Raw genomic sequence first — 24,881 nt, forward strand, 5'->3', positions numbered from 1 at the left:
GGGCACGGACATTGCTCTAGCATCGGCGCCTATGTCTTCGTTCGATCTCACGCTGTTGTATCTCCTGGCCGCGGTGATCGGCGTGGTGGCGTGCCGCTCCCTCAAGCTGCCGCCGATGCTGGGCTATCTGTCGGCTGGCGTGTTGATCGGGCCGCACGCCTTCGCCCTGGCGCAGAACACCGAAGGCATCCAGCACCTGGGCGAATTCGGCGTGGTGTTCCTCATGTTCGTGATCGGGCTGGAGTTCAGCCTGCCGAAGCTGCGCGCGATGCGAAAGCACGTGTTCGGGCTGGGCCTGCTGCAGGTGCTGCTGACGATGTCCATCGCCACGGTCGGCGCACTGCTGATCGCCCGGCTGCTGCTGCCCCCGACGTGGCAACTGGGCTGGCAGACGGCGCTGGCGCTGTCGGGCGCGCTCACCATGAGCAGCACGGCCATCGTGGTCAAGCTGATGGCCGAGCGGCTCGAGCTCGAGAGCGAACACGGCAAGCGCGTGATGGGCGTGCTGCTGTTTCAAGACCTGGCCGTGGTGCCGCTGCTGGTGCTGATTCCCGCATTGGGCGCCCCACCCGAGGCGCTGGCCAAGGCGCTGGGCCTGGCGCTGCTGAAGGCAAGCTTTTTGATCGGCGTGCTGCTCTACGGCGGCCCGCGCATCATGCGCTGGTGGCTCACGCTGGTGGCACGGCGGCGCAGCGAAGAGCTCTTCATCCTGAACGTGTTGCTGATAACGCTGGGCCTGGCCTGGCTCACCGAGCTGGCCGGCCTGAGCCTGGCGCTGGGCGCGTTCATCGCGGGCATGCTGGTGTCGGAGACCGAATACAAGCACCAGGTCGAGACCGACATCCGCCCCTTCCACGACGTGCTGCTGGGGCTGTTCTTCATCACCGTGGGCATGTCGCTCGACTGGCACATCGTGGTCGAGCGCTGGCTGCTGGTGGGCGTGCTGCTGCTGGTGCCGCTGGCATTCAAGCTGGGGCTGGTGACGGTGCTGGCGCGGGTGCTCGGGGCCACCTCGGGCGTGTCGCTGCGCACCGGCCTCTACCTCGCGCAGGCGGGCGAATTCGGCTTCGTGCTGTTGACGCTGGCGCAGGAACGCAGCCTGCTGCCACCGTGGCTGGCCAACCCGGTGCTGGCCTCGATGGTGCTGTCGATGCTGGCCACGCCTTTCATCATCATGTACAGCAACGCCATCGTGCGAAAGCTCGTGGCCAGCGATTGGCTGCAGCAGTCGCTGCAGATGACGAGCATCGCGCGCAAGACCATCAACACCGCGCAGCACGTGATCATCTGCGGCTACGGGCGCTGCGGCCAGAACCTGGCGCGCATCCTCGAACGCGAAGGCATTCCGTACATGGCACTCGACCTCGACCCTGACCGCGTGCGCCAGGCCGCTGCCGCCGGCGACTCGGTGGTGTTCGGCGACGCGGCGCGGCTGCAGGCCCTGATGGCCGCGGGCCTGGCGCGTGCCAGCGCGGTGGTCGTCACTTATCTCGACGTGCCGGGCGCGATGAAGGTGCTGGCCAACACGCGCGCCCATGCGCCGCACGTGCCGGTGATCGTGCGCACGCAGGACGACCACGATCTCGAAAAGCTGCAGGCCGCAGGCGCCACAGAGGTGGTGCCCGAGGCCATCGAAGGTTCGCTGATGCTCGCGAGCCATGCGCTGGCGCTGGTCGGCGTGCCGATGCGGCGCGTGATCCGCGTGGTGCAGGACCAGCGCGATGCCCGCTACAACCTGCTGCGCGGCTACTTCCACGGCGCCGACGACGACAACGCCGACGAGATCGACCACGAGCGCCTCAACAGCTTCACCCTCAACGCCGGCGCACGTGCGGTCGGCCAGACGCTCGAACAGGTGGCGCTGCACACGCTGGGCGTGCGGGTCGCCAGCCTGCGCCGCCAAGACGGCCAGCCGCGCGCGCTGGCCGACAACCCGGTGCTGTCGGACGGCGACACGCTGGTGCTGTCCGGCAAGCCTGCCGCGCTGGCCATGGCCGTGGAGCGGCTGCAAAAAGGCTGACGATCCGGCAGCCTTCGCTTCGGTCCCGGCCGATCAGTTGATCAGGCTCGGGTTGCGCTTTTCTTCTTCGAGGCGCTGCTGGCGGCGCACCGCTTCGCACTGCGCATGGGCCTTGAACTCGGGCTTCAGGCACTGCGCCGCCATGCACTGTGCCTTGGCGATGAAATTGCGGTCGCCGCACATGGCCTGAGGCTCGGCAGGGGCGGCAGGTGCCGGCGGCGGAGCGGGAGCGGGGACCGGAGCAGCGGGTTCAGGCGCGTTCGACGGCTGCACGGCGGCGGTCGCCTGCTTGCGCGGCTTGGCAACGGGCTTGGGTGCAGGTGCGGCTTCCGCGGCAGGCGGCGTCTCGGCTGGCTCGATGGGCTGGGGGTCCGCCGGCGCCGCGGGCGCTGCAGGCGGTGACGACTCGGTCGGCGGCGGCAGCGGCGGGGCCGCGGGAGCGGGGGCCTCGACGGCCGGCGCAGCCCCTTCGGCGGCGGCAGGCGCCTTGCGCGTTCCGTAGCCGTACCAGCCTGCGACGATCATCGCCACCGCAACCACCAGCAGGCCGAGCCACAGCAGGATCACGCGCTTGCGCGGCGGGCGGTCGACCGGCACGGACTGCCGGACCTTGGCCCGGCGTCTCTTCTTCATTTCGGGCTTCGAGGCCCAAGTCGACTCCAGCCCCGGCGACGCAGCGGGCGGCGCGGGCGAGCGCGGCAACCCGTCGTCGTGCACCATCAACACGGTCTGTGAGTGTTCGTCGTTCTGCCGCGCGGCGGGCGTCCGACTGAAGAACGACGAGCGCGCGGGCGGCGGCTCCTCCGGGTCGAACAGCGGCGCCGGAATGGTCGGCGCGCGCAACTGGGCGGGGGCGGTGGTGGCCCATTCGCGTTCAGGGCTCGGCGGCGGCGGAATCCGGTCTCCCGCGGCGGACAGCTTGACGCCGCAACTCCTGCAGAAATTCGCGCCGTCACGGTTTTCCGTGCTGCAGACCGGACAGATCAGGGCCATGGCTTACTTGCTGACTACTCTCTACTCTCGGGGTCCAGAACGGAAACTGGCTTGCTGGTCGACTATCCGGCGGCGGGCGATCGGGGTTTCGTCAGGTCACGGCAACGCGCTTGGAGCGGTGCGCCATGCGCTTGGCGATCACGGCGCCGAGCGCCATCGCGATCTCCAGTGCCATGTTGGGCTGGCGGTTCGACATTTCCGCAAAGCGGATCGCCGTGAGCCGCCACACACGGCCCGCGCCAGTGACCACCACGTTGGCCGAATGCGGCTGCCGCGAGAAGAACGAGCCTTCGCCGACCACCGAGCCGGGCGTGAGCACGGCCAGCCGCATCTGCTCCTTGCTGCTGACACGGTGCACGCTGATGGCGCCGCTCTCGATGAAGAACACCGAGCGGTCGGGCGTGCCCTGCTCGATCAATATGTCACCGACGCCGGCATCGATGGGCTGCAGATAGCCCGCCAGCGTTTCCCACTGCTGGACATTGAACGTCAACGCAAACGCGTCGGTGCTCATGTTCTCCGCGATGGCGCGGCTCAGGTTCTGGATTGACATGTTTCTTCGGCCCCCGATGTGAGCCGAAGTATCCGCGATGGCCGCGAGGTTCGGCTACAACTGTTTACGTTTTTCAGGTCGCCTGTAGTTATTTACCAATGCAGAAGCGCGAAAAGATGACCCCCAGCAGGTCGTCCGCGCCGAATTCGCCGGTGATCTCGTTCAGGGCGTTCTGGGCCAGCCGCAACTCTTCGGCCAGCAGATCGAGCAGCTGGGCCTGTGCCGCCAGGTGGCTGGCGGCCAGCGCCAGGTGCGTTTCGACCCGGGCCAGCGCCTGCACGTGGCGCGCCCGCGCGAGGTACACGCCCTCGGGCACGGCCTGCCAGCCGGCCATGGCCAGCAGCTGTTCGCGCAGGGCCTCGATACCCAGGCCGGTCTTGGCGGACAGGGCGATGCCTTGTTCGGGGTGGGTAGCGGGCGCTGCGTCCTGCTTGTTCCAGACATCGAGCACCGGCACGCTCGCGGGCAGCTTCTGCCGCAGGCCGGCCAGGATCTCCGCATCGGCGGCGGCGTAGTCGTCCAGGTGCGCGCGGGTGAGGTCGTGCAGGAACAGCACGGCATCGGCGCTTTCGATCTGGCCCCAGGCGCGCGCCACGCCGATCTGCTCGACCTCGTCGCTGCTCTCGCGCAGGCCGGCGGTGTCGGCCACGTGCAGCGGCACGCCATGGATCTGGATGGTCTGCGAGACCACGTCGCGCGTGGTGCCCGCCACCGCGCTCACGATGGCCAACTCGGCACCGGCCAGCGCGTTGAGCAGCGAGCTCTTGCCCGCGTTGGGCTGGCCCGCGATCACGACCTTGATGCCTTCGCGCAGCAACGCGCCCTGGCGCGCGCGCTGCTGCACGGCGGCGAGTTGCGACTGCAGCCTTGCCAGCTGCCCGGTGGCATCGGCCTTCTGCAGGAAGTCGATTTCTTCTTCCGGAAAGTCGAGCGTGGCCTCCACCAGCATGCGCAGGTGGATCAGCGCGTCGCGCAGCGTGTGGATCTCGCGCGAGAACGCGCCCGACAGCGAACGCCCGGCGCTGCGCGCGGCCGCCTCGGTGCTGGCGTCGATCAGGTCGGCAATGGCCTCGGCTTGCGCCAGGTCGATCTTTCCGTTGAGAAACGCCCGCTGGCTGAACTCGCCGGGTTCGGCCACCCGCAGGCCGGGCAGGCGGGGGCGGCCGGTGACGGGGTCGGGCTCGGCCGCGGCTTCGAGGCAGCGCGCCAGCAGCAGCTGCAGCACGACCGCGCCTCCGTGGGCCTGCAGCTCGAGCACGTCCTCGCCAGTGAAAGAGTTCGGCGAAGGGAAGTGAATGGCCAGGCCGTGGTCGACAGGCTCGCCGTCCGCATCGCGGAACGGCAGGTAGGTGGCCTCGCGCGGCTTGAGCACGCGGCCACAGAGGGCTTCGATCAACGGCGCCAGCTTCGCGCCCGACACCCGCACGATGCCGACCGCCCCGCGCCCCGAGGCTGTGGCGACGGCGACGATGGGATCGGTGGTGCGGGCGAGCATGGGCGGATTCTTTCAGCAAAAAGGGCCGCTGACGCGGCCCTTCGTGGGATGGCTGGGGTGGTGTGCGGCTACTTGGTGCCGAGCACGCCCAGTCGCTTGTTGATGAACCACTGCTGCGCGATCGACAGCACGTTGTTCGTGATCCAGTACAGCACCAGGCCGGCCGGGAAGAAGATGAACATCACGCTGAACGCGAGCGGCATGATCCACATCAGCTTGGCCTGCATCGGATCGGGCGGCGTCGGGTTGAGCCAGGTCTGGAACAGCGAGGTGGCCGTCATCACGACCGGCAGGATGTACCAGGGGTCCGGTGCCGACAGGTCGGTGATCCAGCCGATCCACGGTGCGTGGCGCATTTCGACCGACGACAGCAGCACCCAGTAGAGCGCGATGAACACCGGGATCTGGATCACGATGGGGAAGCAGCCGCCCATCGGATTGACCTTTTCGGTCTTGTAGATCCGCATCATTTCCTGCTGCATTTCCTGCGGCTTGTCCTTCAGCCGCTCGCGCATTTCCATGATCTTCGGATTGATGGCCTTCATCTTGGCCATGCTGGCGTAGGCCTTGGCGTTGAGCCAGTAGAAGGCCGCCTTCAGCAGCACCACCAGCGCGACGATCGACCAGCCCCAGTTGCCCAGGATGCCGTGCAGCTGGTTCAGCAGCCAGTACAGCGGCTTGGAGATGATGGCGAAGATGCCATAGTCCTTCACCAGGTCCAGGCCGGGGGCGATGGCCTCGAGCTTCTTTTCTTCCTCGGGGCCGGCGAACAGCGCGCTGTTCACGACCTGCGTGGCGCCCGGGGCGATCTTCGGCAGCGTGGCCACCATGGCAACGGTGAAGAGGTTGTCGCCCAGGTCCTTCACGCGGAACTCGCGGCGCAGCTGCTCGCTGGCCGGGTCGCCCTTGAGCAGCCAGGCCGACACGAAGTAATGCTGCACCATCGCGATCCAGCCGTCGTTGGCCGGCGGAGGCGGCTCGATCTTGCCCTTGGCGATGTCCTTGAAGTCGAGCTTGTGGAACTTCTTCTCGTTGGTGTACGCGGCCGGACCGGTGAAGGTGTTGGTGCCGAACATCGTGCTGGCGGCCACCGTGCCGTGGCGCAGCAGCTGCATGTAGAGCTGCGCGTCGCGCGGCTGGTCGCTCACGTTGACGACTTCGTGGCGCACGCCGATGGTGTAGTCACCGCGGTGGAACACGTAGGTCTTGATGTACTTCAGGCCGCCGACGGGGGCGCTTTCGAAGCCCACTTCCAGCGTGTTCTGGCCATCGGCCATTTCGCGCGGACCGGCCTTCGGCGTCATCGGCGTCAGGTGGTTGGGGAAGCGCTCACCGGTGTCGACCTGGTTCAGCAGGCCGGTCTGCGCGACGTAGCGCGTGGCGGACGAGCCGTTTTCGAACAGCACCACGTGCTTGGTGCGGTCGGCTTCGTCGTACTTCAGCAGTTCGAGGTGGTTGACCGTGGCGCCTTCGCTGTCGATCGTTGCCTTGAACAGGTCGGTGGTCACGTTGACCTGCTCGCGCGGCGCGGCCGCGGCGGCTTGCGTGGGCACGGCGCCCGCGTTGCCGCTGGTGCCGGATGCGGTCGGCACGCCGTTGCTGGCTGCAGGTGCGTTGGCTGGAGCGGCGGCCGTGGCGGCCGGCTTGGTCGACGGCAGGAAGGTCGGCTTGTTGCCGTTGAAGACCTGCCATTGGTCCCACAGCAGCACCAGCGAGAACCCAAAAATCACCCACAGTATCGTGCGGCGGATATCGTTCATGACGAAGACTTCTTGTCGGAGGAGAGAAGAGACGAAAACAGCGATCCTGACTTGTCAGTGCGACGCTGAGATTTCGGTGGAACCGGATCGTGGCCGCCCTGGCACCAGGGCTGGCAGCGCGCGATGCGGTGCAGAGTCAGGTAGCTGCCCTTGAGCGCGCCATGCACCTCGAGCGCCTCGATCGAATACACGGAGCAGGTCGGCGTGAAGCGGCACGACTGGCCGAGCCAGGGGCTCAGCAGCAGGCGGTAGGCCTTCACGAGGCCGATCAGCAGGCGTTTCATGGCGAAGAGGAGGGAGCCGCAGGCGCCGCGGGGGTGCGCGCAGCCCGCGCCAGCAGTTGCTGGAGCTCGGCGCGCACAGCGGCCTTGAGCTTGTCCGAGGTGGCGCTCACGAATTCCTTGCGGTCGAAACCGGCGCGCAGGCGCACCACGTGCGCAGCACGCGGCAAGGCGACGCCGGGAGCGGCACTCACGGCGTAGATCTGACGCTTGATGGCATTGCGCGTGACAGCACGACGCGCCCAGCGCTTGGGCACCATGGCACCCAGCCAGACGTCGTCGGACGCGAACAACGGCTGTGCGCTCGATGCGAGATCGAGCGCACAGCGATGCAATGCGAAATGAGCAGTGCGCGCCACGGTGGCACCTGCGAGGACGGCCTGGAATTGCGCGCGGGTCTTGAGCCGCTGCATGGAAGCCGGGCTGTGCACGTCATTGCCGGTTGGACCGGAAGCGCTGGCTGCGGGAGCCTGCGCTGACGTGTCGGCTGCTGGCAACGGCAGGTGGTCTGCCGTCAGACGGCCAGGCGCTTGCGGCCCTTGGCGCGGCGTGCGTTGATGACGGCACGGCCGCCGCGGGTCTTCATGCGGACCAGGAAGCCGTGGGTACGGGCGCGGCGGACTTTGGATGCTTGGTATGTGCGTTTCATGATGGTTCCAGATTCCCTGATTTCCGCATGAAAAAACCTGCGGGCGCTGGGGAGCGTGTTTCGGATGGCCCCCGAAAGACGCAATGAGGTTTTCAGGGAAACCCGCAATTATCGCAAACATTGGCCGCCGGAACAATCTTCGAGCAGATTTGCGGGCCTTTCGACATGCCGGCCAGCGTGTGGATAAGGTTTTGACAAGTTAGAATGCCGAGCGCCTTCCAGCAGAGAATATCCACAATACCTATACCAAAAATGCCCGAGGGTCTCATCACTTTTTCAAGCGCCCATGTCGACTGACGGCATCGGCGAAAGCCTGTGGCAGGCCTGCGTCGACCAGCTCGCGCAGGAGCTGTCCGAGCAGCAGTTCAACACCTGGATCAAGCCCCTGACAGCGCAGGTCGCCGACGACCTGTCGCGCATGACGGTGTTCGTTGCCAACCGCTTCAAGCTCGACTGGATCCGGGCCCAGTACGCCGGCAAGATCGCCGCCATGGCCGAGAAGATGTACGGCCAGCCGGTCGCCATCGAGTTAGCGCTCGCTCCGCGCGAAGTGCCCGTGCGCTCTGCACCCGTGGCCGTCATGACCGAAACGGACGTGCCGCGCGACGTGGCCGGACCGGGCGAGGAGCCGGCCGCGGCCGGCTTCAAGAACCGCCTGAATTCCGGCCTCACTTTCGACACCCTGGTCGAGGGCACGGCCAACCGCATGGCGCGCGCCGCGGCCATGCACGTGGCCGGCATGCCGGGCCATCTTTACAACCCGCTTTTCATCTACGGCGGCGTCGGCCTGGGCAAGACCCACCTGATGCACGCTGTGGGTAACCGGCTGCTGGCCGACAAGCCGGATTCCAAAGTTCTCTACATCCACGCCGAGCAATTCGTCTCGGATGTGGTCAAAGCCTATCAGCGCAAGACTTTCGATGAGTTCAAGGAGCGCTACCACTCGCTCGATCTGTTGCTGATCGACGATGTGCAGTTCTTCGCCAACAAGGACCGGACGCAGGAAGAGTTCTTCAACGCGTTCGAAGCCCTGCTCGCCAAGAAGTCGCACATCGTGATGACCAGCGACACCTATCCGAAGGGGCTGGCGGACATCCACGAGCGCCTGGTTTCGCGCTTCGATTCGGGCCTCACGGTGGCCATCGAGCCGCCCGAGCTTGAAATGCGCGTGGCCATCCTGATCAACAAGGCGCGCGCCGAATCGGCCGAAATGCCGGAAGAAGTGGCCTTCTTCGTCGCCAAGAACGTGCGCTCCAACGTGCGCGAGCTCGAAGGGGCGCTGCGCAAGATCCTGGCGTATTCGCGTTTCAACCAGAAGGAGATCTCGATCGCCCTGGCGCGCGAGGCGCTGCGCGACCTGCTGTCGATCCAGAATCGGCAGATCTCCGTCGAGAATATCCAGAAGACGGTGGCCGATTACTACAAGATCAAGGTCGCCGACATGTACAGCAAGAAACGCCCGGCCAGCATTGCGCGGCCACGGCAGATCGCGATGTACCTGGCCAAGGAGCTCACGCAGAAAAGCCTGCCGGAAATCGGCGAGCTGTTCGGTGGGCGCGACCACACGACGGTGCTGCACGCGGTGCGCAAGATCTCGGGCGAGCGCCAGCAGCTCACCGAGCTCAACCAGCAGCTCCACGTGCTCGAACAGACGCTCAAGGGCTGACCGCCGAATGTCATCAAGGGTGCCCCTCGCGACAGCGGAGAATGGCGTCTTACAGGCTGATTCAAAGAGATAGAGAAGAGGAAGAAGACATGATCGTTTTGAAGGCAAACCAAGACAAAGTCCTCGCCGCGCTGCAGTCGGTGGCGGGCATCGTCGAGCGGCGTCACACCTTGCCGATCCTGGCGAACGTGCTGATCCGCAAGACCGGCGGCCAGCTGCAGCTGACCACGAGCGACCTCGAGATCCAGATCCGCACTACCGCCGAACTCGGCGGCGACGAAGGCAACTTCACCACCACCATCGGCGCGCGCAAGCTGATCGACATCCTGCGCACCATGCCGGCCGACCAGACCGTGAGCCTCGAATCGAGCGCGAGCAAGCTGGTGCTCAAGGGCGGCAAGAGCCGCTTCACGCTGCAGTCGCTGCCCGCCGAAGACTTTCCGCTGGTTCAGGAAGCAGCCAATTTCGGCCCCGTGTTCAGCGTGCCGCAAAAGACGCTGAAAGACCTGCTCTCGCAGGTGTCGTTCGCCATGGCCGTGCACGACATCCGCTACTACCTGAACGGCATCCTGTTCGTTGCCGAAGGCAAGCAGCTGAGCCTGGTGGCCACCGACGGCCACCGCCTGGCGTTCTCGTCGGCCACGCTCGACGTCGAAGTGCCGCGCCAGGAAGTCATCCTGCCGCGAAAGACCGTGCTCGAAATGCAGCGCCTGCTGTCCGACGCCGAAGGCGCCATCGAGATGCAGTTCGCGAACAACCAGGCCAAGTTCAGCTTCGGCGGCATGGAGTTCGTCACCAAGTTGGTCGAGGGCAAGTTCCCCGACTACAACCGCGTCATCCCGAAGAACCACAAGAACACCGTCACGCTGGGCCGCGCGCCGCTCCTGGCCAGCCTGCAGCGCACCGCCATCCTGACCAGCGAGAAGTTCAAGGGCGTGCGCCTGAACATCGAGCCGGGCACGCTGCGCATCGCGTCGAACAACGCCGAGCAGGAAGAAGCCCAGGACGAACTCGACATCGACTACGGCGGCGACGCCATCGAAATCGGCTTCAACGTGACCTACCTGATCGACGCGCTGTCGAACATGGACCAGGACATGGTCAAGCTGGATCTGGCCGATTCCAACAGCTCGGCCTTGTTAACCATCCCCGAGAACGCATCTTTCAAGTACGTCGTGATGCCGATGCGTATCTAGCAGACACACCACGCAGCGCCTTGCGCATACAGCCCGCGGCCCTCCGCGGGTTTGCGCTTTCAAGAGGCTGCGAATTGAGCTTTTGAGAGCCCGAAATATCACGTGAATACCGTGAGAGTTAGAGGAATATCCGAATGAGTGCTGAAGAAAACAAGCCCGACGTGCCCCACACCGAGCCCGTCTACATCCCCGAGATCGACACCGTGGCCCCCGACACCAGCTACGGCGAAGGCTCCATCACGATCCTCGAAGGGCTTGAAGCCGTGCGCAAGCGCCCCGGCATGTACATCGGCGACACCTCCGACGGCACCGGCCTGCACCACCTGGTGTTCGAAGTCGTCGACAACTCCATCGACGAGGCGCTGGCTGGCCATTGCGACGACATCGTCGTGACCATCCACAGCGACAACTCGATCTCCGTTACCGACAACGGCCGCGGCATCCCGACCGGCGTGAAGATGGACGACAAGCACGAGCCCAAGCGCTCGGCTGCGGAAATTGCGCTCACCGAACTGCACGCCGGCGGCAAGTTCAACCAGAACAGCTACAAGGTGTCGGGCGGCCTGCACGGCGTGGGCGTGAGCTGCGTGAACGCGCTGAGCGTGATGCTGCGTTTGGTGGTGCGCCGCGAAGGCAAGATCCACGAACTCGAATTCAGCCGCGGCTTCGTGCAGAACCGCCTGCTCGAGACGGTGAACGGCGTCGAAGTCTCGCCCATGAAGATCATCGGCGACACCGACAAGCGCGGCACCGAGGTGCACTTTCTTCCTGACACCCAGATCTTCAAGGAGAACTCGGACTTCCACTACGAGATTCTCAGCAAGCGCCTGCGCGAACTGAGCTTCCTGAACAACGGCGTGCGCATCCGCCTGAAGGACGAGCGCACCGGCAAGGAAGACGACTTCTCCGGCGCCGGCGGCGTGCGCGGCTTCGTCGAGTTCATCAACAAGGGCAAGACCGTCCTGCATCCGAACTCGTTCTATGCCGAAGGCGAGCGCCCGGCCGACACTTACGGCGGCATCCCCGGCACGCACATCGGCGTCGAAGTGGCGATGCAGTGGAACAGCGGCTACAACGAGCAGGTGCTGTGCTTCACCAACAACATCCCGCAGCGTGACGGCGGCACCCACCTCACCGGCCTGCGCGCCGCGATGACCCGCGTCATCAACAAGTACATCGAAGAGAACGAGTTCGCGAAGAAGGCGAAGGTCGAAGTCACCGGCGACGACATGCGCGAAGGCCTGTGCTGCGTGCTGAGCGTGAAAGTGCCCGAGCCCAAGTTCTCGAGCCAGACCAAGGACAAGCTGGTGTCCAGCGAAGTGCGCGCGCCGGTGGAAGACATCGTCGGCAAGCTGCTCACCGACTACCTGCAGGAACGCCCGAACGACGCCAAGATCATCTGCGGCAAGATCGTCGAGGCCGCCCGTGCCCGCGAAGCCGCCCGAAAGGCCCGCGAAATGACGCGCCGCAAGGGCGTGCTCGACGGCATGGGCCTGCCCGGCAAGCTGGCCGACTGCCAGGAGAAAGATCCGGCGCTGTGCGAGGTCTACCTGGTGGAGGGTGACTCCGCCGGCGGCTCCGCCAAGCAGGGCCGCGACCGGAAGTTCCAGGCCATCCTGCCGCTACGCGGCAAGATCCTGAACGTCGAGAAGGCACGCTACGAGAAGCTGCTCACCAGCAACGAAATTCTCACGATGATCACCGCGCTGGGCACCGGCATCGGCCGTGCCGGCGCGACCACCGCGGGCGGCGGCGCGGACGACTTCAACGTCGCCAAGCTGCGCTACCACCGCATCATCATCATGACCGACGCCGACGTCGACGGCGCCCACATCCGCACGCTGCTGCTGACGTTCTTCTATCGCCAGATGCCCGAGCTGGTTGAGCGCGGCCACATCTACATCGCGCAGCCTCCGCTGTACAAGGTGAAGGTCGGCAAGGAAGAGCAGTACCTGAAGGACGGCCCCGCGCTCGACGCCTTCCTGCTCAAGGTGGCGCTGAAAGACGCGAGCCTGCAGACCGGCGGCGCCAACTCCACCACGCTGAGCGGCGATACCCTGGGCGAGCTGGCGCGCAAGCACCAGGTGGCCGAGGCCGTGATCGCGCGCCTGCGCAACTTCATGGACGCCGAGGCACTGCGCGCCATCGCCGACGGCGTGGCGCTCGACCTCGACACCACGCCCGCCGCCGAGGCATCGGCCGTGGCGCTGCAGGCCAAGCTGCGTGAGCTCAACACCACCGGCATTCCGGCCGAGGTGAGCAACGAGTTCGACGCGCGCACCGACAAGCCGCTGCTGCGCATCAGCCGCCGCCACCACGGCAACATCAAGAGCAGCGTGATCACGCAAGACTTCGTGCACGGCGCCGACTACGCCGCGCTCGCCGAAGCAGCCAACACCTTCCGCGGCCTGCTGAGCCCCGAAGGCGCGCTGGTGAAGCGCGGCGAAGGCGAACGCGCCAAGGAAGAAAAGGTCGACGACTTCCGCCAGGCCATGAAGTGGCTCATCGGCGAAGCCGAGCGCGCCACCTCGCGCCAGCGCTACAAGGGCCTGGGCGAGATGAACCCCGAGCAGCTGTGGGAAACCACGATGGACCCGACCGTGCGCCGCCTGCTGCGCGTGCAGATCGACGACGCGATCGAGGCCGATCGTGTGTTCACGATGCTGATGGGCGACGAGGTGGAGCCGCGTCGCGAGTTCATCGAGCAGAACGCGCTGCGGGCGGCGAATATCGACGTGTAAGCCGCTAGGTGTCGGGTGCCACGTAAAGTGAAAACCTTGCCAAGTAAATGAAAAAGTGCTGACACGGAAAGTGAAAAGAATCAGCCCGATAAGGCCAACCGGTCCAGTCGACGGCATTCATCCCATAATCGAGTCAATCTCCGGTAGCAATCAACGGTGCCATACGTTGATTCAAATGTTCTACGAAGGCTATCTTCCGGCGAGAGATACGGAGATGGCGCCACCCGGCAACGGGTTCCACCTGGAGTGGAAATAGCGCGCAAGCGCGAAGAGAACCTCGCATGCGACGGCCGCCCCCTTAAACTGGGCGGCCGTTGTCTTTTTGGCCTGCGTGCCATGAGCCGGCCGTTCACCCGTTACACGCTCGGCACCTGTAAGAAGTGGGGCCAAATTACATCAAGGTGAGCTTGGCGACGGCGCAGCGGGTGCGCGCAACTCGATGCCCGACTGCACGCGGCCGAATCCCTGTAAGCGACAAGCCATGCCATCTTGACCTAGTAATAGCTCCCCGGCCCGCGAGCTAGGCTTCGGCTCTCGGCCGAGGCTGTGTGAAAACGCTTCGCCGTCGGCACTCATCCAAATAAAATCATGGCACCCGTTCCCAGCGAGGTGCCCATGAAGCGATTCATCGAAGGCGAAGACCGACAGCAGGTTGCACTGCTGCCGGAATGTCTTGATGACTATATCGGCGAAGACAACCCGGTGCGCGTTGTCGACGTTTTTGTCGATGAACTTGATCTTCAAGCACTCGGCTTCAAAGGAGCAGATCCAGCCGCGACCGGCCGGCCGGCGTACCACCCGGCGGTGCTGCTCAAGCTCTACATCTACGGGTACCTGAACCGCATCCAGTCCAGCCGGCGTTTGGAACGCGAGGCTCAGCGCAACGTCGAGTTGATGTGGCTCACCGGCCGGCTGGCCCCGGACTTCAAGACCATTGCCGACTTCCGTCACGACAACGGCGCTGGCATCCGCAATGTCTGCAAGCGCTTCGTCGGCATGTGCCGAGAGCTCAAGCTGTTCACGCAGGCCATCGTGGCCATCGATGGCAGCAAGTTCAAGGCAGTGAACAGCCGGGACCGCAACGTCACGCCAGCCAAGATCGACAAACGCCAGCAGCAGATCGAGCAAAGCATTCAGCGCTATCTGGACGCGCTGGAGACCGCCGACCGCACGCAGCCTGCGGAGGTCGAAGCCAAGACCGAGCGGCTGCAGGACAAGATCAAGAGGTTGCGCGATCAGATGCGCCAGCTCGATGAAACCAAGGAGCAGTTGCAGCACGATCCGGATGGGCAACGTTCAACCACCGATCCCGACGCACGCTCGATGATCTCGCAGGCAAAGGGTTCAGGCTTGGTGGGCTACAACGTCCAGACGGCGGTCGATGCGAAGAACCACTTGATCGTGGCGCACGAGGTCACGAACGTCGGCAACGACCGCGCGCAGCTCAACAGGATGGCACGTGCTGCGCGCGAGGCGATGGACAAGCCCAGACTTCAAGCCTTCGCCGACCGGGGCTACTTCAATGGCACGGAACTCAAGGCCTGTGAGGACGACGGCATCACGGCCTTCGTGCCCAAGCCGATGACATCGAACGCCAAGGCCGCGGGTCGCTTCGACAAGACCGACTTCATCTACATCGCGAAGGACGACGAATACCAATGCCCTGCGGGTGAACGAGCGATCTACAGGTTCAGCACGCTGGAGAAGAACGACAACAAGCTGCACGTCTATTGGCCCAGCGCCTGCCCTGGTTGCGCCATGAGAGACCAGTGCACGACCAGCAGCTACCGCCGAATCCGACGCTGGGAACACGAAGCGGTGCTTGATCGGGTGCAGCAACGCCTTGATCGCAAGCCCGACGCCATGACCTTGCGACGACGCACCGTGGAGCACGTGTTCGGTACGCTGAAACACTGGATGGGATCAACCCACTTCCTGACCAGGACTCTGGCGCATGTGAGCACCGAGATGAGCTTGCATGTGCTGGCCTACAACTTCAAGCGGGTCATGAAGGTGCTGGGATTCACCAGGACGATGAAGGCGATGCAATTGGCTGGGGCATGAGCCCTTTTAGTCGCACTCTCGCCGCGTAGATCGGTCTGCCCGTTGCGGCGCTGGTCTGACGGCCGCGTTCTGTCTCTACTGTGCGCTGTCGAGCGGCCGAGTTCGGCATACTCATGTGCCGAGTGCGTTTCCACACAGCCTCGGCCAAGACCCGACATTCGCCGACGGGGCTCAATTTGTGTACACCGGCGGAATGCACGTCAACATTCGACCAACATGAGCTACTCAGTATTTGTGCAGAAGTTTGCCCGCGGCGAGCCCAGCGCCGCTGCTTCTGCTTCGGTCGTTTCGATTCTGCAAAGGTATGGTGACGTCAGTGATGCCGGCGGTCGGCTGGAATTCACGCCGGACGACGACGACCTTTGCGAAATCGGATTTGTTGGCGGCGGTGAAGTCGACGGGATCGACTCGGTCAGCTTCGAGCGACCGGTCTCTGGTGGTCGGCTAGCCTCGCTCGTGTTCGAGCTACTCGGCATCCCCGGAATGTGCTACTACGAGTTGGATTGCAGCTACGTTCTGGCGCGAACAGAAATCACAGCAGAACTTCCGCCCGACTTGGTCGGCCTGTGCGAATCGGGAAGGGTCACTGTCATTTCTTCTATGAGTGACGTTCCGCTGTGACCCAGGACGGCCACAACCAATGGGATGGACGCCCCCACCCGTACCGGCATCGATGTGCCACAGTGGAAGTGTCAGCAACCACTTGAACTGAAAGGGGCGTCCACCATGAAGATTACGACTGTTGGCATTGACCTGGCAAAGAACGTGTTCCAGGTTCACGCAGTGGATGAGCATGGCAAGGTCGCGTTGCGCAAGCAACTGCGGCGCGACCAAATGACGGCATTCTTCGTGAACTTGCCTCGGTGTCTCATCGGCATGGAGGCGTGCGGCAGCGCCCACCACTGGGCGCGAACCCTGCAGGGCTTCGGCCACACGGTTCGCTTGATGTCGCCACAGTTCGTCAAGCCGTATGTGAAGAGCAACAAGAACGACGTGGCTGATGCGGAAGCCATCTGCGAGGCCGTCACCAGACCCAACATGCGATTCGTGCCGGTGAAGAGCGTCGAGCAGCAAGCCGTGCTGTCGCTGCATCGCGCGCGCCAAGGCGTTGTCATCGCCCGCACGGCGCAGGCGAACCAGATTCGCAGCCTCCTGGGCGAGTTCGGCCTGGTCATCCCGAAGGGCATCTGCCACGTCGCCAAGCAAGTCCCCGAGCTGCTTGAAGACGCGAGCAACCAGCTGCCCGGAACGTTCCGCCGACTCATCGCTCGCCTAACCGAGCACCTCAAGGAATTGGACAAGCTGGTCGACGAGTTCGAGGACCAAATCAAGGTCTGGCATCGCAGCAGCGAGCTCAGCCTCCGGCTCGAGAAGATTCCCGGCATCGGACCGCTGGGAGCCAGTGCTCTGGTGGCCTCCATCGCGGATGCGAACAGCTTCGACAACGGCCGGCAGCTCTCGGCTTGGCTCGGCCTCGTGCCGAGGCAGAATTCGAGCGGAGGCAAGCCAACGCTCCTGGGCATCAGCAAGCGCGGGGACGTGTACCTGCGCACCTTGCTCATTCACGGCGCGCGCTCGGCCATTGTTGCGGCGCAGCGCAAGGCCGTGAACACCAACGTGTGGCTGGCGAGCCTGCTGAACCGACGACATCCGAACGTGGCTGCTGTGGCACTGGCCAACAAGAACGTGCGAACGGTCTGGGCACTGCTAGCCCATGGGCGGGAGTTCCGACCTAACTACGTGCCGCCGCAGCTCGCTGCGTAGCCGACCCAACCCATCAACACAGAAGGCAGGAGACTGAACCACCGATTGCTCAGGCAATCACGCAGTGATGGCAAAACAGGTTAGACCGTGGTTGGCGAAGCCCAAAACGTCCGGGGCACTCGGAGTGCGGACAACCGATAGAGGAGCCGACCAGCAAACCCCATCAGGGACAGCGGCGAAAAGCCGCAGCGAAAGTCCGAATGTACGGGTGCAATCGAACCTTCAAGTCATCATCAACTGAATGCCTGGCATATTTGGGGGCGTCCATGTACAGACATTCATCTAGTCGGCCAAAATGAGCCTTCTCCAAACACTAAGCGCCGGATTTCGCCTGGACTGATTGCGCTTGGCGTTATCGTGGTCTTCGGCGTAGCGGGCGTGCTGATCGCGTATGCCGTTGACTGGCTTGGCTCGCGCCTGGAGGAACAATGTCAAACCTATTGCGCAGGGCGAGCGAAGCAAGGTCAGATGGTGCCGGTTTATCCCAAGACCATGACAGGTTCCCGCGATGGGCCTACTGAATGTAGCTGCCTATAGTCGCCTGTCTACCAGGAGCAGATGGTCGGCGAGGTCGCTGAGAACTGTCGATCACAATGGCCGAGGCAGCCTATTCAATCTCGTCAGGAGCATCGCGGTCCCAGGGGTGCGTCGGTTCAAGATTGGGAATGATTGGCCCAAAGAAGGGATCCGCCAGTTCGTCAACGCGGCCGCTCATGATTCGATGTACTCGGAAGACATTGCTGAAATCCTCGCGATCGGTGTCTTCGTCATCTTTGACATAGAAAAGCCCATAGCTCCCTTTGCCGTGTTCTGCTATCCAAGTCAGCATGTCCCAGAACGGCGAGCCTCTATGGTTTCTGGATAGAAACACCTGCAGCACACCATCGTGATTGTTGTGATGCTCATGCAAGATCCACAGCAACGTAGGCGACGAATTCGTAGTCATCCACTCACGAAAGTCGGCCCACAGTGTCTCGTCAGCCTTGCGTACGGCTTCGTTCATGTCACTGATCGCAGGTTCGCCAACGGTCTCGGAGTAAACACTACGGGACGTGCGAAGGACACACCAGCCAATTCCGATAATCATGATGAGCTTTCAGACCAATACTTGTGGATTGAGAAACGACAGCTCATTGTCAATCCGGCAGCTGCTTTGAGCCCATTGACGTTGACGTGCTTGCGGCAGAGTTCGGCCAGAACCGAACCTTCAGTCTCACCTGCCATTGGCGCTTTGACGGAGCATGAACTAAGAGGTTGACGACCATGCCGATAGCAGATTTCGTTCAATTTAGTGTGCTCCCATTCGGAAGCTTTTTGATTCCGGTCACTGCTGCCGTACTTTGGTGGCTCCGAAAGAACCTGACATGGAAGGTAATGTTGTTCGTCTGCATGATGGGAGTTCTAGGTGGAGCGCTGGTGGTTGCGGCACTTCGAGCGTTTCTTCTCCTTCCTCTACATATAGGCTGCCTCGACTGCGGCCTCTTAAACAAATGGTGGTATTGGGACATACTCACCTTTGTCCAGGGCTTTGGCATCACGTCAGCCTTGGCGTTGCTGGCGCATCGGCTAGCACTCAGGTTTCGACACTGATTTCTGTCCGCTTCGAAGCGTGACGTACGAAACTTGGAGTCCTGCGGAGCCTGCCTCGATCCGGCTACAGTCGGCCAAGACCTGTCATTCAATACTGCCTCTCAAGATGGACATCAAACGGATCCAGCGCTCGGTTTTCTACCGCTATCCGCATGTGACCGGGCCAACGTGCGTGTTTGTCTCCGTTCGGTTTGGCAAGGCACCGTCGACTGGCCCCGCGTTGATTCGGCTACTCGCGATGGACCGGACGGAGGCGACGGTCCAGTTTGACCTCTCGAATCATGTGTCCGAGATACTTGCTGGGGTGGCTCGGGCAAACGCTGAACTTGGAAGTCGCCTTGAAGTTGAGGCGATTGAGGTCGTCCCGGACGACTATCCCGGAAAGGGGCAGGCTGAGCGCATCGCCTATCAAATCGCCATGGCCGTGGGTCGAGGCGACGTATAGCCGCAGCCGGCCAGAAGCTGACCTTCGCCCGAAGTTCCCAATGGAAGGATCCGATGCCGTTCGATTTGGATGAGCGCTACGTGCAAGCTGCGGAGCAGGCGTTGGGCATCAGCTTGCCGACGTCGTATCGCCTAGCCATGATGAGAAGCAACGGAGGCGCTGTCGCAACCGAGAACGACGACTGGGACCTGTATCCCATCGCGGACGATTCCGACAGGAAGCGGCTCGCCCGCACCCTCAATGGCGTCGTCCCCGAGACGGGGCGTGCGAGAGCCTGGCGTGGATTTCCCTCAGCCGCGGTATCGTTGGGCGATAACGGCGAAGGTGACCAACTCGTCTTTCTCGCGGATGGACAAGGGCTTGGTCCGGAGGTCTTCATCTGGCGTCATGAGACGTGCGAATTGATCCGCGTCGCCGACGACTTCGCAGACCTTGGGGCCGGCGGCTCGTGATAGCCAGAAGCAGACTTCCAACCGGCGCCGGATCCACATATATGAGTGGTTTGGCGGGCTGTAGGGCAGCTCTTGATCGAAGCGGGGCGAAGCAATAAGGTGCAGAGAGGAGAAGCTCTACGGAGGAATCGTGATCACTCAAGGCGGAATCCATGACGAGGAGGCTTTGAACATCTACACGGATGGCTCGTCTTTCCCTGGCAAGAAGAGAGCAGCTGGTGTGGGTGTGGTGCTAATGTGGGTGGACGAGGCTGGGGACCCGCAGACAAGCGAGCACGCGCCGACCGGCTACCAGAGCGCGACTATTGACGAGATGGAGATTCAGGCCTGCACCATCGGTTTGCAGGAAGCCAGGCGCATGTTTCCCGATTTGAGTAGGTTCAAAAGGATCCTCCTGTTCTCGGATTCTCAATACGTAACCGAGAATTTCGTCAGTGCGATGAACATCTGGCCCAAGAGAGCATGGCGGGGCTCAAATGGGACGCCCGTCAAGAACATTGATCTTTGGAAAAGCTTAAAGAGGGAGGTCAATGCGTGCCCGCTTCGCGTTGAAGTACGGTGGGTGAAAGGGCACAAGTCGAACATTTACAACCGAGCAGCCGACAAGCTCGCAAAGAAGTCGGCAGCGATGCCGTTCAACAAGCCACTGTCAGTTAGTCAGACGACGCGCAAATGGTCAGATCGCAAGACCGAGCGAGGCTGCGTCACATTTGATGGCCGCGCAGTCAAGATTCGGATCATTTCTACAAAATACTACAAGTACGCCAGAGAGTATGAGTATCGATTCGAGGTGATTGACGAGGAGGACGCGTCCTACAAAGACGTGGACTTCGTTTGGTGCAAGGACCTGCTCAGTCGCAACAAGTGCTTTCTGGTGCGACTGAACTCTGATCAAGGTCACCCCGGCATTGATCAAGTGCTCGAAGAACTCAACCCTGACGACTACAGATATTGAGTCTGCCAACGCATTCAGCGCTCTTTATGCGCTCAGGAGCGGCAGCTTCCGGCACTCGGCCACTTCCGCTTCGGGCCCGGTGGCGTCGACCTCACTTCGACTACAGTCGGCCAGGATCGGTCTTTGGCCAACCCTGCGAAGTCAGGCCAGAATCCGTGCAATCGACGAAAGCGATGCGATATGGATGAAGAACTGGGGACGCAGCGCCTTCTGCGTAGTCTGACTGCCCGCATAGACGATCCTGTTGCCTACGGTGCCGCTTGGCGGGATCTGGAAAGCAGCTACGACGGCAGTTCCAGCGCCTTGTAGACGGCATGCACGTAGGTGATGAACTATGGGAGTTCAACTGGCGCGAACAGATCGGACTGCGATGGTGCTATTCGCTGGGGTGGGCAGTACTTCGAGACGGTCAACTTGTGACCGCACTGACTCATTCGACCAGTTGATCGACCAGGCAAGCTCGTTGTGCCAGAGAATTCCGTTGCAGGGCTCCTCTTTCGACGGCTGTTTCGGGCCTTCTGCGTCGACGATCTGTCCAGCTACTTTCGGCCAGAAGCGGTCGCTCGCGGCCACGGCGGAATATGCTCAAAACCTGACATTCCTTCCTAGCCAATGAAGTTCGACACATTGCCCCAAACCTGTCTCGTTGACGAGACCGTTGCGATTCGTGTTCTGGACCTTCAGCCCGGGGTGGCAATCACCTTGAAGCTCTGGAGTAGCTTTAATGATGTTGTTCTCTTTTCGAGTGCCGCCTTCAAGGCGGACTCCAACGGAGTTGTGGACCTCAGTAGTCATGCCCCGATTTCGGGCTCATACGAAGGTGTGGATGCCATGGGGCTCTTCTGGTCTCGGGCGCCAGTGGATGGAGACCTTGCCAAGGGCTTCGCGGGCATGAGTAGGGACCCTCTCACCGCGACGATGGTTGCGGAGATGGAAGGCGAGTCATCGCCGATCTCTCATCCAATTCGTCGCGTCTATATCGGTCCAGGCGTCGTGTCGCGAGAGGTACGAGAGGGCGGGCTTTTCGGCAAGATGTTTGAGCCCGCCCAACCCGGACCGCACCGGGCTGTGCTCGTAGTTGGTGGTTCCAACGGAGGGCTGGCCTGGTCTCAGGAGATGGCGGCATTGTTGGCATCCCACGGGTATGCGGCGCTCGCTTTAGCGTATTTCGCCGCAGAAGGCTTGCCGCCAACGCTCGACCGCATCCCTCTCGAGTACTTTGGCACGGCACTGGATTGGATGTCGGCTCAAACTAGCGTCGCCGCGAAGCACATCGGCGTCGTGGGTGTCTCGCGAGGCGGCGAACTTGCATTGCTTCTAGGTGCGACCTACCCCGAGATTCGGACGGTAGTCGCCTACGTGCCCAGCGGCATCTTGTGGCCGTCGTACCCCGAAAGCGGATACGGCGCGTGGACGCAGAGCGGCCAAGAGATTCCCTATGCCCGAACACTTACCTATGAGCAATGGGACAAGGCGCTGGCCGCCGGCGATGCAAGAAAGGACAGCTTCGACTGGTATTTCATTCCGTTGAGAGATGCTGCATACGCGAATAGAACTTCCATCCGAGTAGAAAGAATCAACGGGCCCGTCCTCATGATTACCGGCATCGATGACAAGCTTTGGCCGTCGACCGAACTGACGGAGTTCGCCGTTCAGCGCTTCAAGCAACAAGGCTTTCGCCATCGCGTCGAGCATCTGGCGTACGCGAGTGCGGGACACAGCATTGCCTGGCCGAATGCTCCGACAACAATGCTCAAGTCGAAGCATCCTGTGTCCGGCGAAGCAATGGACATGGGTGGGACGCCTGAAGGTACGGCACGTGCACGACGGGAGTCGTGGCCCAGAATGCTCGCGTTCCTGCGCAGCGCCCTGGTTGACGACTAGGACTACAGTCGGCCAGAACCGGACACACAAACCCTGTTCACCCATGAAGAAGTCATCTCGCAAGTTCATCGAGGCTTTGGCCGCTCAATCCGAATTGCTGAACCCAGCTCTCCAGGAGGCCGACGAATACTGGGCACCGGACGAGCCGCCTGCGACGACCTTGTTGGCAACCTTCGCTGAACGGTTGCTGGACGCCTCAAAAGATCCGACTGCTGCTGAGACGAAACGAGCAATGGTCCTTGTCGAGGCCGCAATGGAGAGTGACGATACGGAGTTGGTAAACGCCGCAGCGACCGGGTTTGTCGAAGGGCTGACAGCGTCTGCAAGCCGGTACGAGGTTCTTCCCCAGTTTGTCTCCGCTCTTGGCCCGAAGTCGCGCACCTACGCAGAGGCATGGCTGGCGTTCGAGGGCTAACTTTGGCCAGAACCGGCCGTTCGCCGTGCCGGCGCAATGCGCCAACTAGCGGACGTTCGCGGCTTCGGCACAGTCCGTTCGAAAGGGCGCGAACGTGGTGACCCGACGGTTTGCGCCGCCCCCTCGCACCTTGGACCTACGAATGATGCATCGCCTTTATTGCTCAAGCGGAAATACGGTCGGAGTCGACGAGTACGTCTGTTACTCGGAGATCGGAGCCGACGGCTTTTGGGCACGTTACGTCGAAATAAAGTCAGATGGAACGGCGCTCCGGTACGACACCGAACGTGCCGCGGATCAGTACGGAATCCTTCCTGAAGGTAAATGGGAGGAAGCGGAATCAACAATGAGGGAGTACGGCACAGTTGCAGCGATATCCGCCGAGCTGTTCCAAGCGGTTTGGTCCGTGACTCGGTGCATCAATGACGAGAGGAGAACAGATGAAAGCAGAGTTCACCGTTTTTGAGGATGCTGATGGCTACTGGTTTGTTCCACATTGCGAGGAAAATGCTGCTATTGCGGACCCATCGTCATATCGCGTTTCTGTGCACGCCACGAAGATTGCGGCATGCCGCATGGCACTTCTTCAAGCGATTGAAACTGGTGCGACTGAGCTGCACCTCTACGGCTTCGGATCAACCACTGGCATCAAGCGGGAGGCTACTTCAAGTGGGCTGACGCCCTTTATCTACTGGCCTTCGATCACCACTCGGATCGCTCCGTTTGTGCGAGCCAAGAAGGCATAGTTCAGACCTTTCTTTTGCCGGCTCGTGACGGCCAAGACCAGTCTTTCGATCATGCTTCCCAAGAACAAAGTCTTCGCAAACGTCAAGCGCGTCCTGGCGCTGAGCGCGCTCGTCATCAGCGGCAGCGGATATTCGGCAACTACGCAGTTCGCTGACGGCGGAGTGTTTCTTGACTATCTTGTAATGAGGGAAGCTTCGGCGGTCTGTTCGGATCGGTTTCCGGGATTCGCGCAAAGGTTTGCGCCCGCTTTTGCGAAATGGCAAACACGTCGGGCAGCACAACTTGAGCGAGGCCCTACGGCACTAGAAGCTGTGGGCAAGAGCCAAGGTGTCGACTACGACAGCGTTGTCCGACTGACGGTCGACAAGCTCAATCGCTCGCCTGCGGTCGTGGTTCAGAAGGAGTGCGGGCAGGTGCTCGAGTCGCTCGGCGTCGAGTGAAAACCGTTTAAGCAGCAGACGGCTAGGAGCAGACCTTCCCCATGACCACCCGGCTTCGCTTCGGAATCGCCTTGTTGCTTATTGTGGCCGCCGTCGCAGCCGCCGGAATCTGGCTTGCACGAGAGGTGTCGATAGACAAGTGCTTGGACCGCGGAGGAGCGTGGGACCACGACCAAGCGCGCTGCCTCGTTGCGGCGCGGTAGGGCGAAGGCAGAATGCGGCCGGAAGCCGACCTTCACCGCGCCCCTCAGTTTCAACGCTCATGACCCAAAACCATCAATGAAAAAACTGCTTCTTGTGCTGGGCGTTGTGATGTGCAGCGTGGCTCACGCGGAATGGACCCACGTCGCCACGGGCGCCGACCACACCGTCTACATCGACAAGGCTTCGGTCAAAAGTAAAGGTAGCCATGTCTCGGCCTGGACTCTGCGTGAGCACATGGCCGTCCAGTCGTACAACGGTAAGCCGTACTGGTCCGATAAGGTCTTCATGGACTTTGACTGTAAGCAGGACACCCTTGCGATGCAATACTTGGTAATCATGACGGAGAAGATGGGCACTGGCCTGCCTCTAGACATGCTCGACTTCAGCGACAAGCGGAGCTGCGTATTTCGGGGCATCGTGACCGCCGATTTCGGCATCGTGACCGGTCATTCCGGCGCATCGTGACCGGTCCGCGTTTCGGACCATCGTGACCGGCCGTTTCGGCATCGTGACCGCCCGTTTCGGCGTTCATGACCGCCGGTCCGGAGCCTTCCTGAGGAGGCGCCC

General features: G+C 62.5%; 23 protein-coding genes. 15 read left to right on the plus strand and 8 right to left on the minus strand.

Annotation, left to right across the window (positions count from 1 at the left end; all coding sequences use genetic code 11):
• The first annotated feature begins 31 nt into the window (after nt 1-31).
• The gene (locus ACTG4X_RS00725) at nt 32-2,020 is read left to right on the plus strand and encodes a monovalent cation:proton antiporter family protein (RefSeq protein WP_258352084.1); all 1,989 of its coding nucleotides are present in this window, start codon (nt 32-34) and stop codon (nt 2,018-2,020) included.
• A 33-nt stretch (nt 2,021-2,053) separates the two neighbouring features.
• On the opposite strand, the gene ACTG4X_RS00730 is transcribed toward ACTG4X_RS00725, so the two are convergent.
• The 7 genes from ACTG4X_RS00730 to rpmH all read right to left on the minus strand — a co-directional run bounded on the left by ACTG4X_RS00730 (nt 2,054) and on the right by rpmH (nt 7,751).
• On the minus strand, nt 2,054-3,013 hold the full coding sequence (locus ACTG4X_RS00730) for a zinc ribbon domain-containing protein (protein ID WP_440533055.1): 960 nt from the start codon (nt 3,011-3,013) through the stop codon (nt 2,054-2,056).
• 91 nt (nt 3,014-3,104) lie between these two features.
• Nucleotides 3,105-3,566: a Crp/Fnr family transcriptional regulator gene (locus ACTG4X_RS00735; RefSeq protein WP_093054982.1), complete on the minus strand. Its 462-nt coding sequence runs from the start codon at nt 3,564-3,566 to the stop codon at nt 3,105-3,107.
• 88 nt (nt 3,567-3,654) lie between these two features.
• Complete coding sequence (mnmE, locus tag ACTG4X_RS00740) at nt 3,655-5,061, minus strand: tRNA uridine-5-carboxymethylaminomethyl(34) synthesis GTPase MnmE (protein WP_093054980.1); 1,407 nt, start codon at nt 5,059-5,061, stop codon at nt 3,655-3,657.
• A 68-nt stretch (nt 5,062-5,129) separates the two neighbouring features.
• Nucleotides 5,130-6,821, minus strand: coding sequence for a membrane protein insertase YidC (yidC, locus tag ACTG4X_RS00745; protein ID WP_093054978.1), 1,692 nt, complete (start codon nt 6,819-6,821; stop codon nt 5,130-5,132).
• The gene (gene yidD / locus ACTG4X_RS00750) at nt 6,818-7,105 is read right to left on the minus strand and encodes a membrane protein insertion efficiency factor YidD (protein WP_093054976.1); all 288 of its coding nucleotides are present in this window, start codon (nt 7,103-7,105) and stop codon (nt 6,818-6,820) included. Before yidD ends, yidC begins: the two co-directional genes overlap by 4 nt.
• Nucleotides 7,102-7,515 carry a ribonuclease P protein component gene (locus ACTG4X_RS00755; protein ID WP_093054974.1) on the minus strand — a complete coding sequence of 138 codons (414 nt, stop codon included), beginning with the start codon at nt 7,513-7,515 and terminating at the stop codon, nt 7,102-7,104. The genes yidD and ACTG4X_RS00755 overlap by 4 nt, the downstream gene beginning before the upstream one ends.
• A 101-nt stretch (nt 7,516-7,616) precedes the next feature.
• Nucleotides 7,617-7,751 (minus strand): 50S ribosomal protein L34, encoded by a 135-nt coding sequence (gene rpmH, locus ACTG4X_RS00760; RefSeq protein ID WP_007834827.1) that lies wholly within the window; start codon nt 7,749-7,751, stop codon nt 7,617-7,619.
• 286 nt (nt 7,752-8,037) lie between these two features.
• On the opposite strand from rpmH, the gene dnaA reads away from it, so the two are divergent.
• The 6 genes from dnaA to ACTG4X_RS00790 all read left to right on the plus strand — a co-directional run bounded on the left by dnaA (nt 8,038) and on the right by ACTG4X_RS00790 (nt 17,182).
• Nucleotides 8,038-9,417, plus strand: coding sequence for a chromosomal replication initiator protein DnaA (dnaA, locus tag ACTG4X_RS00765; protein ID WP_019653666.1), 1,380 nt, complete (start codon nt 8,038-8,040; stop codon nt 9,415-9,417).
• An 89-nt stretch (nt 9,418-9,506) separates the two neighbouring features.
• Entirely contained in the window at nt 9,507-10,613 is a 1,107-nt protein-coding gene (gene dnaN / locus ACTG4X_RS00770) for a DNA polymerase III subunit beta (protein ID WP_093054972.1), read from the plus strand.
• A gap of 134 nt (nt 10,614-10,747) precedes the next feature.
• Nucleotides 10,748-13,354: a DNA topoisomerase (ATP-hydrolyzing) subunit B gene (gene gyrB, locus ACTG4X_RS00775; protein ID WP_097197559.1), complete on the plus strand. Its 2,607-nt coding sequence runs from the start codon at nt 10,748-10,750 to the stop codon at nt 13,352-13,354.
• Between the two features lie 615 nt (nt 13,355-13,969).
• Nucleotides 13,970-15,418 (plus strand): IS1182 family transposase, encoded by a 1,449-nt coding sequence (locus ACTG4X_RS00780; RefSeq protein WP_440533056.1) that lies wholly within the window; start codon nt 13,970-13,972, stop codon nt 15,416-15,418.
• 216 nt (nt 15,419-15,634) lie between these two features.
• On the plus strand, nt 15,635-16,039 hold the full coding sequence (locus ACTG4X_RS00785; RefSeq protein ID WP_426389768.1) for a hypothetical protein: 405 nt from the start codon (nt 15,635-15,637) through the stop codon (nt 16,037-16,039).
• Nucleotides 16,040-16,144: 105 nt separating this feature from the next.
• On the plus strand, nt 16,145-17,182 hold the full coding sequence (locus ACTG4X_RS00790; protein WP_097197991.1) for an IS110 family transposase: 1,038 nt from the start codon (nt 16,145-16,147) through the stop codon (nt 17,180-17,182).
• A 607-nt stretch (nt 17,183-17,789) separates the two neighbouring features.
• Here the strand turns inward: ACTG4X_RS00790 and ACTG4X_RS00795 are convergent.
• Nucleotides 17,790-18,185 carry an Imm7 family immunity protein gene (locus tag ACTG4X_RS00795; RefSeq protein WP_440533057.1) on the minus strand — a complete coding sequence of 132 codons (396 nt, stop codon included), beginning with the start codon at nt 18,183-18,185 and terminating at the stop codon, nt 17,790-17,792.
• Nucleotides 18,186-18,878: 693 nt separating this feature from the next.
• Here ACTG4X_RS00795 and ACTG4X_RS00800 point away from each other — a divergent pair.
• The 8 genes from ACTG4X_RS00800 to ACTG4X_RS00835 all read left to right on the plus strand — a co-directional run bounded on the left by ACTG4X_RS00800 (nt 18,879) and on the right by ACTG4X_RS00835 (nt 24,779).
• Nucleotides 18,879-19,217: a hypothetical protein gene (locus tag ACTG4X_RS00800; RefSeq protein WP_440533058.1), complete on the plus strand. Its 339-nt coding sequence runs from the start codon at nt 18,879-18,881 to the stop codon at nt 19,215-19,217.
• Nucleotides 19,218-19,270: 53 nt separating this feature from the next.
• Nucleotides 19,271-19,669 carry an SMI1/KNR4 family protein gene (locus ACTG4X_RS00805; protein WP_440533059.1) on the plus strand — a complete coding sequence of 133 codons (399 nt, stop codon included), beginning with the start codon at nt 19,271-19,273 and terminating at the stop codon, nt 19,667-19,669.
• A gap of 130 nt (nt 19,670-19,799) precedes the next feature.
• On the plus strand, nt 19,800-20,624 hold the full coding sequence (locus tag ACTG4X_RS00810; protein ID WP_440533060.1) for a ribonuclease HI: 825 nt from the start codon (nt 19,800-19,802) through the stop codon (nt 20,622-20,624).
• A 612-nt stretch (nt 20,625-21,236) separates the two neighbouring features.
• Complete coding sequence (locus ACTG4X_RS00815) at nt 21,237-22,508, plus strand: acyl-CoA thioesterase/bile acid-CoA:amino acid N-acyltransferase family protein (RefSeq protein ID WP_440533061.1); 1,272 nt, start codon at nt 21,237-21,239, stop codon at nt 22,506-22,508.
• Nucleotides 22,509-22,551: 43 nt separating this feature from the next.
• Nucleotides 22,552-22,923, plus strand: a complete 372-nt coding sequence (locus ACTG4X_RS00820; RefSeq protein ID WP_440533062.1) for a DUF7674 family protein — start codon at nt 22,552-22,554, stop codon at nt 22,921-22,923.
• Between the two features lie 440 nt (nt 22,924-23,363).
• Complete coding sequence (locus ACTG4X_RS00825; RefSeq protein ID WP_440533063.1) at nt 23,364-23,669, plus strand: hypothetical protein; 306 nt, start codon at nt 23,364-23,366, stop codon at nt 23,667-23,669.
• Between the two features lie 24 nt (nt 23,670-23,693).
• Nucleotides 23,694-24,110 carry a hypothetical protein gene (locus tag ACTG4X_RS00830; RefSeq protein WP_440533064.1) on the plus strand — a complete coding sequence of 139 codons (417 nt, stop codon included), beginning with the start codon at nt 23,694-23,696 and terminating at the stop codon, nt 24,108-24,110.
• A gap of 279 nt (nt 24,111-24,389) precedes the next feature.
• Entirely contained in the window at nt 24,390-24,779 is a 390-nt protein-coding gene (locus ACTG4X_RS00835) for a surface-adhesin E family protein (protein WP_440533065.1), read from the plus strand.
• Nucleotides 24,780-24,881: the final 102 nt, after the last annotated feature.

Origin of the sequence: Variovorax sp. YR566, assembly GCF_051992195.1 — a bacterium.
Classification (GTDB): domain Bacteria; phylum Pseudomonadota; class Gammaproteobacteria; order Burkholderiales; family Burkholderiaceae_C; genus Variovorax.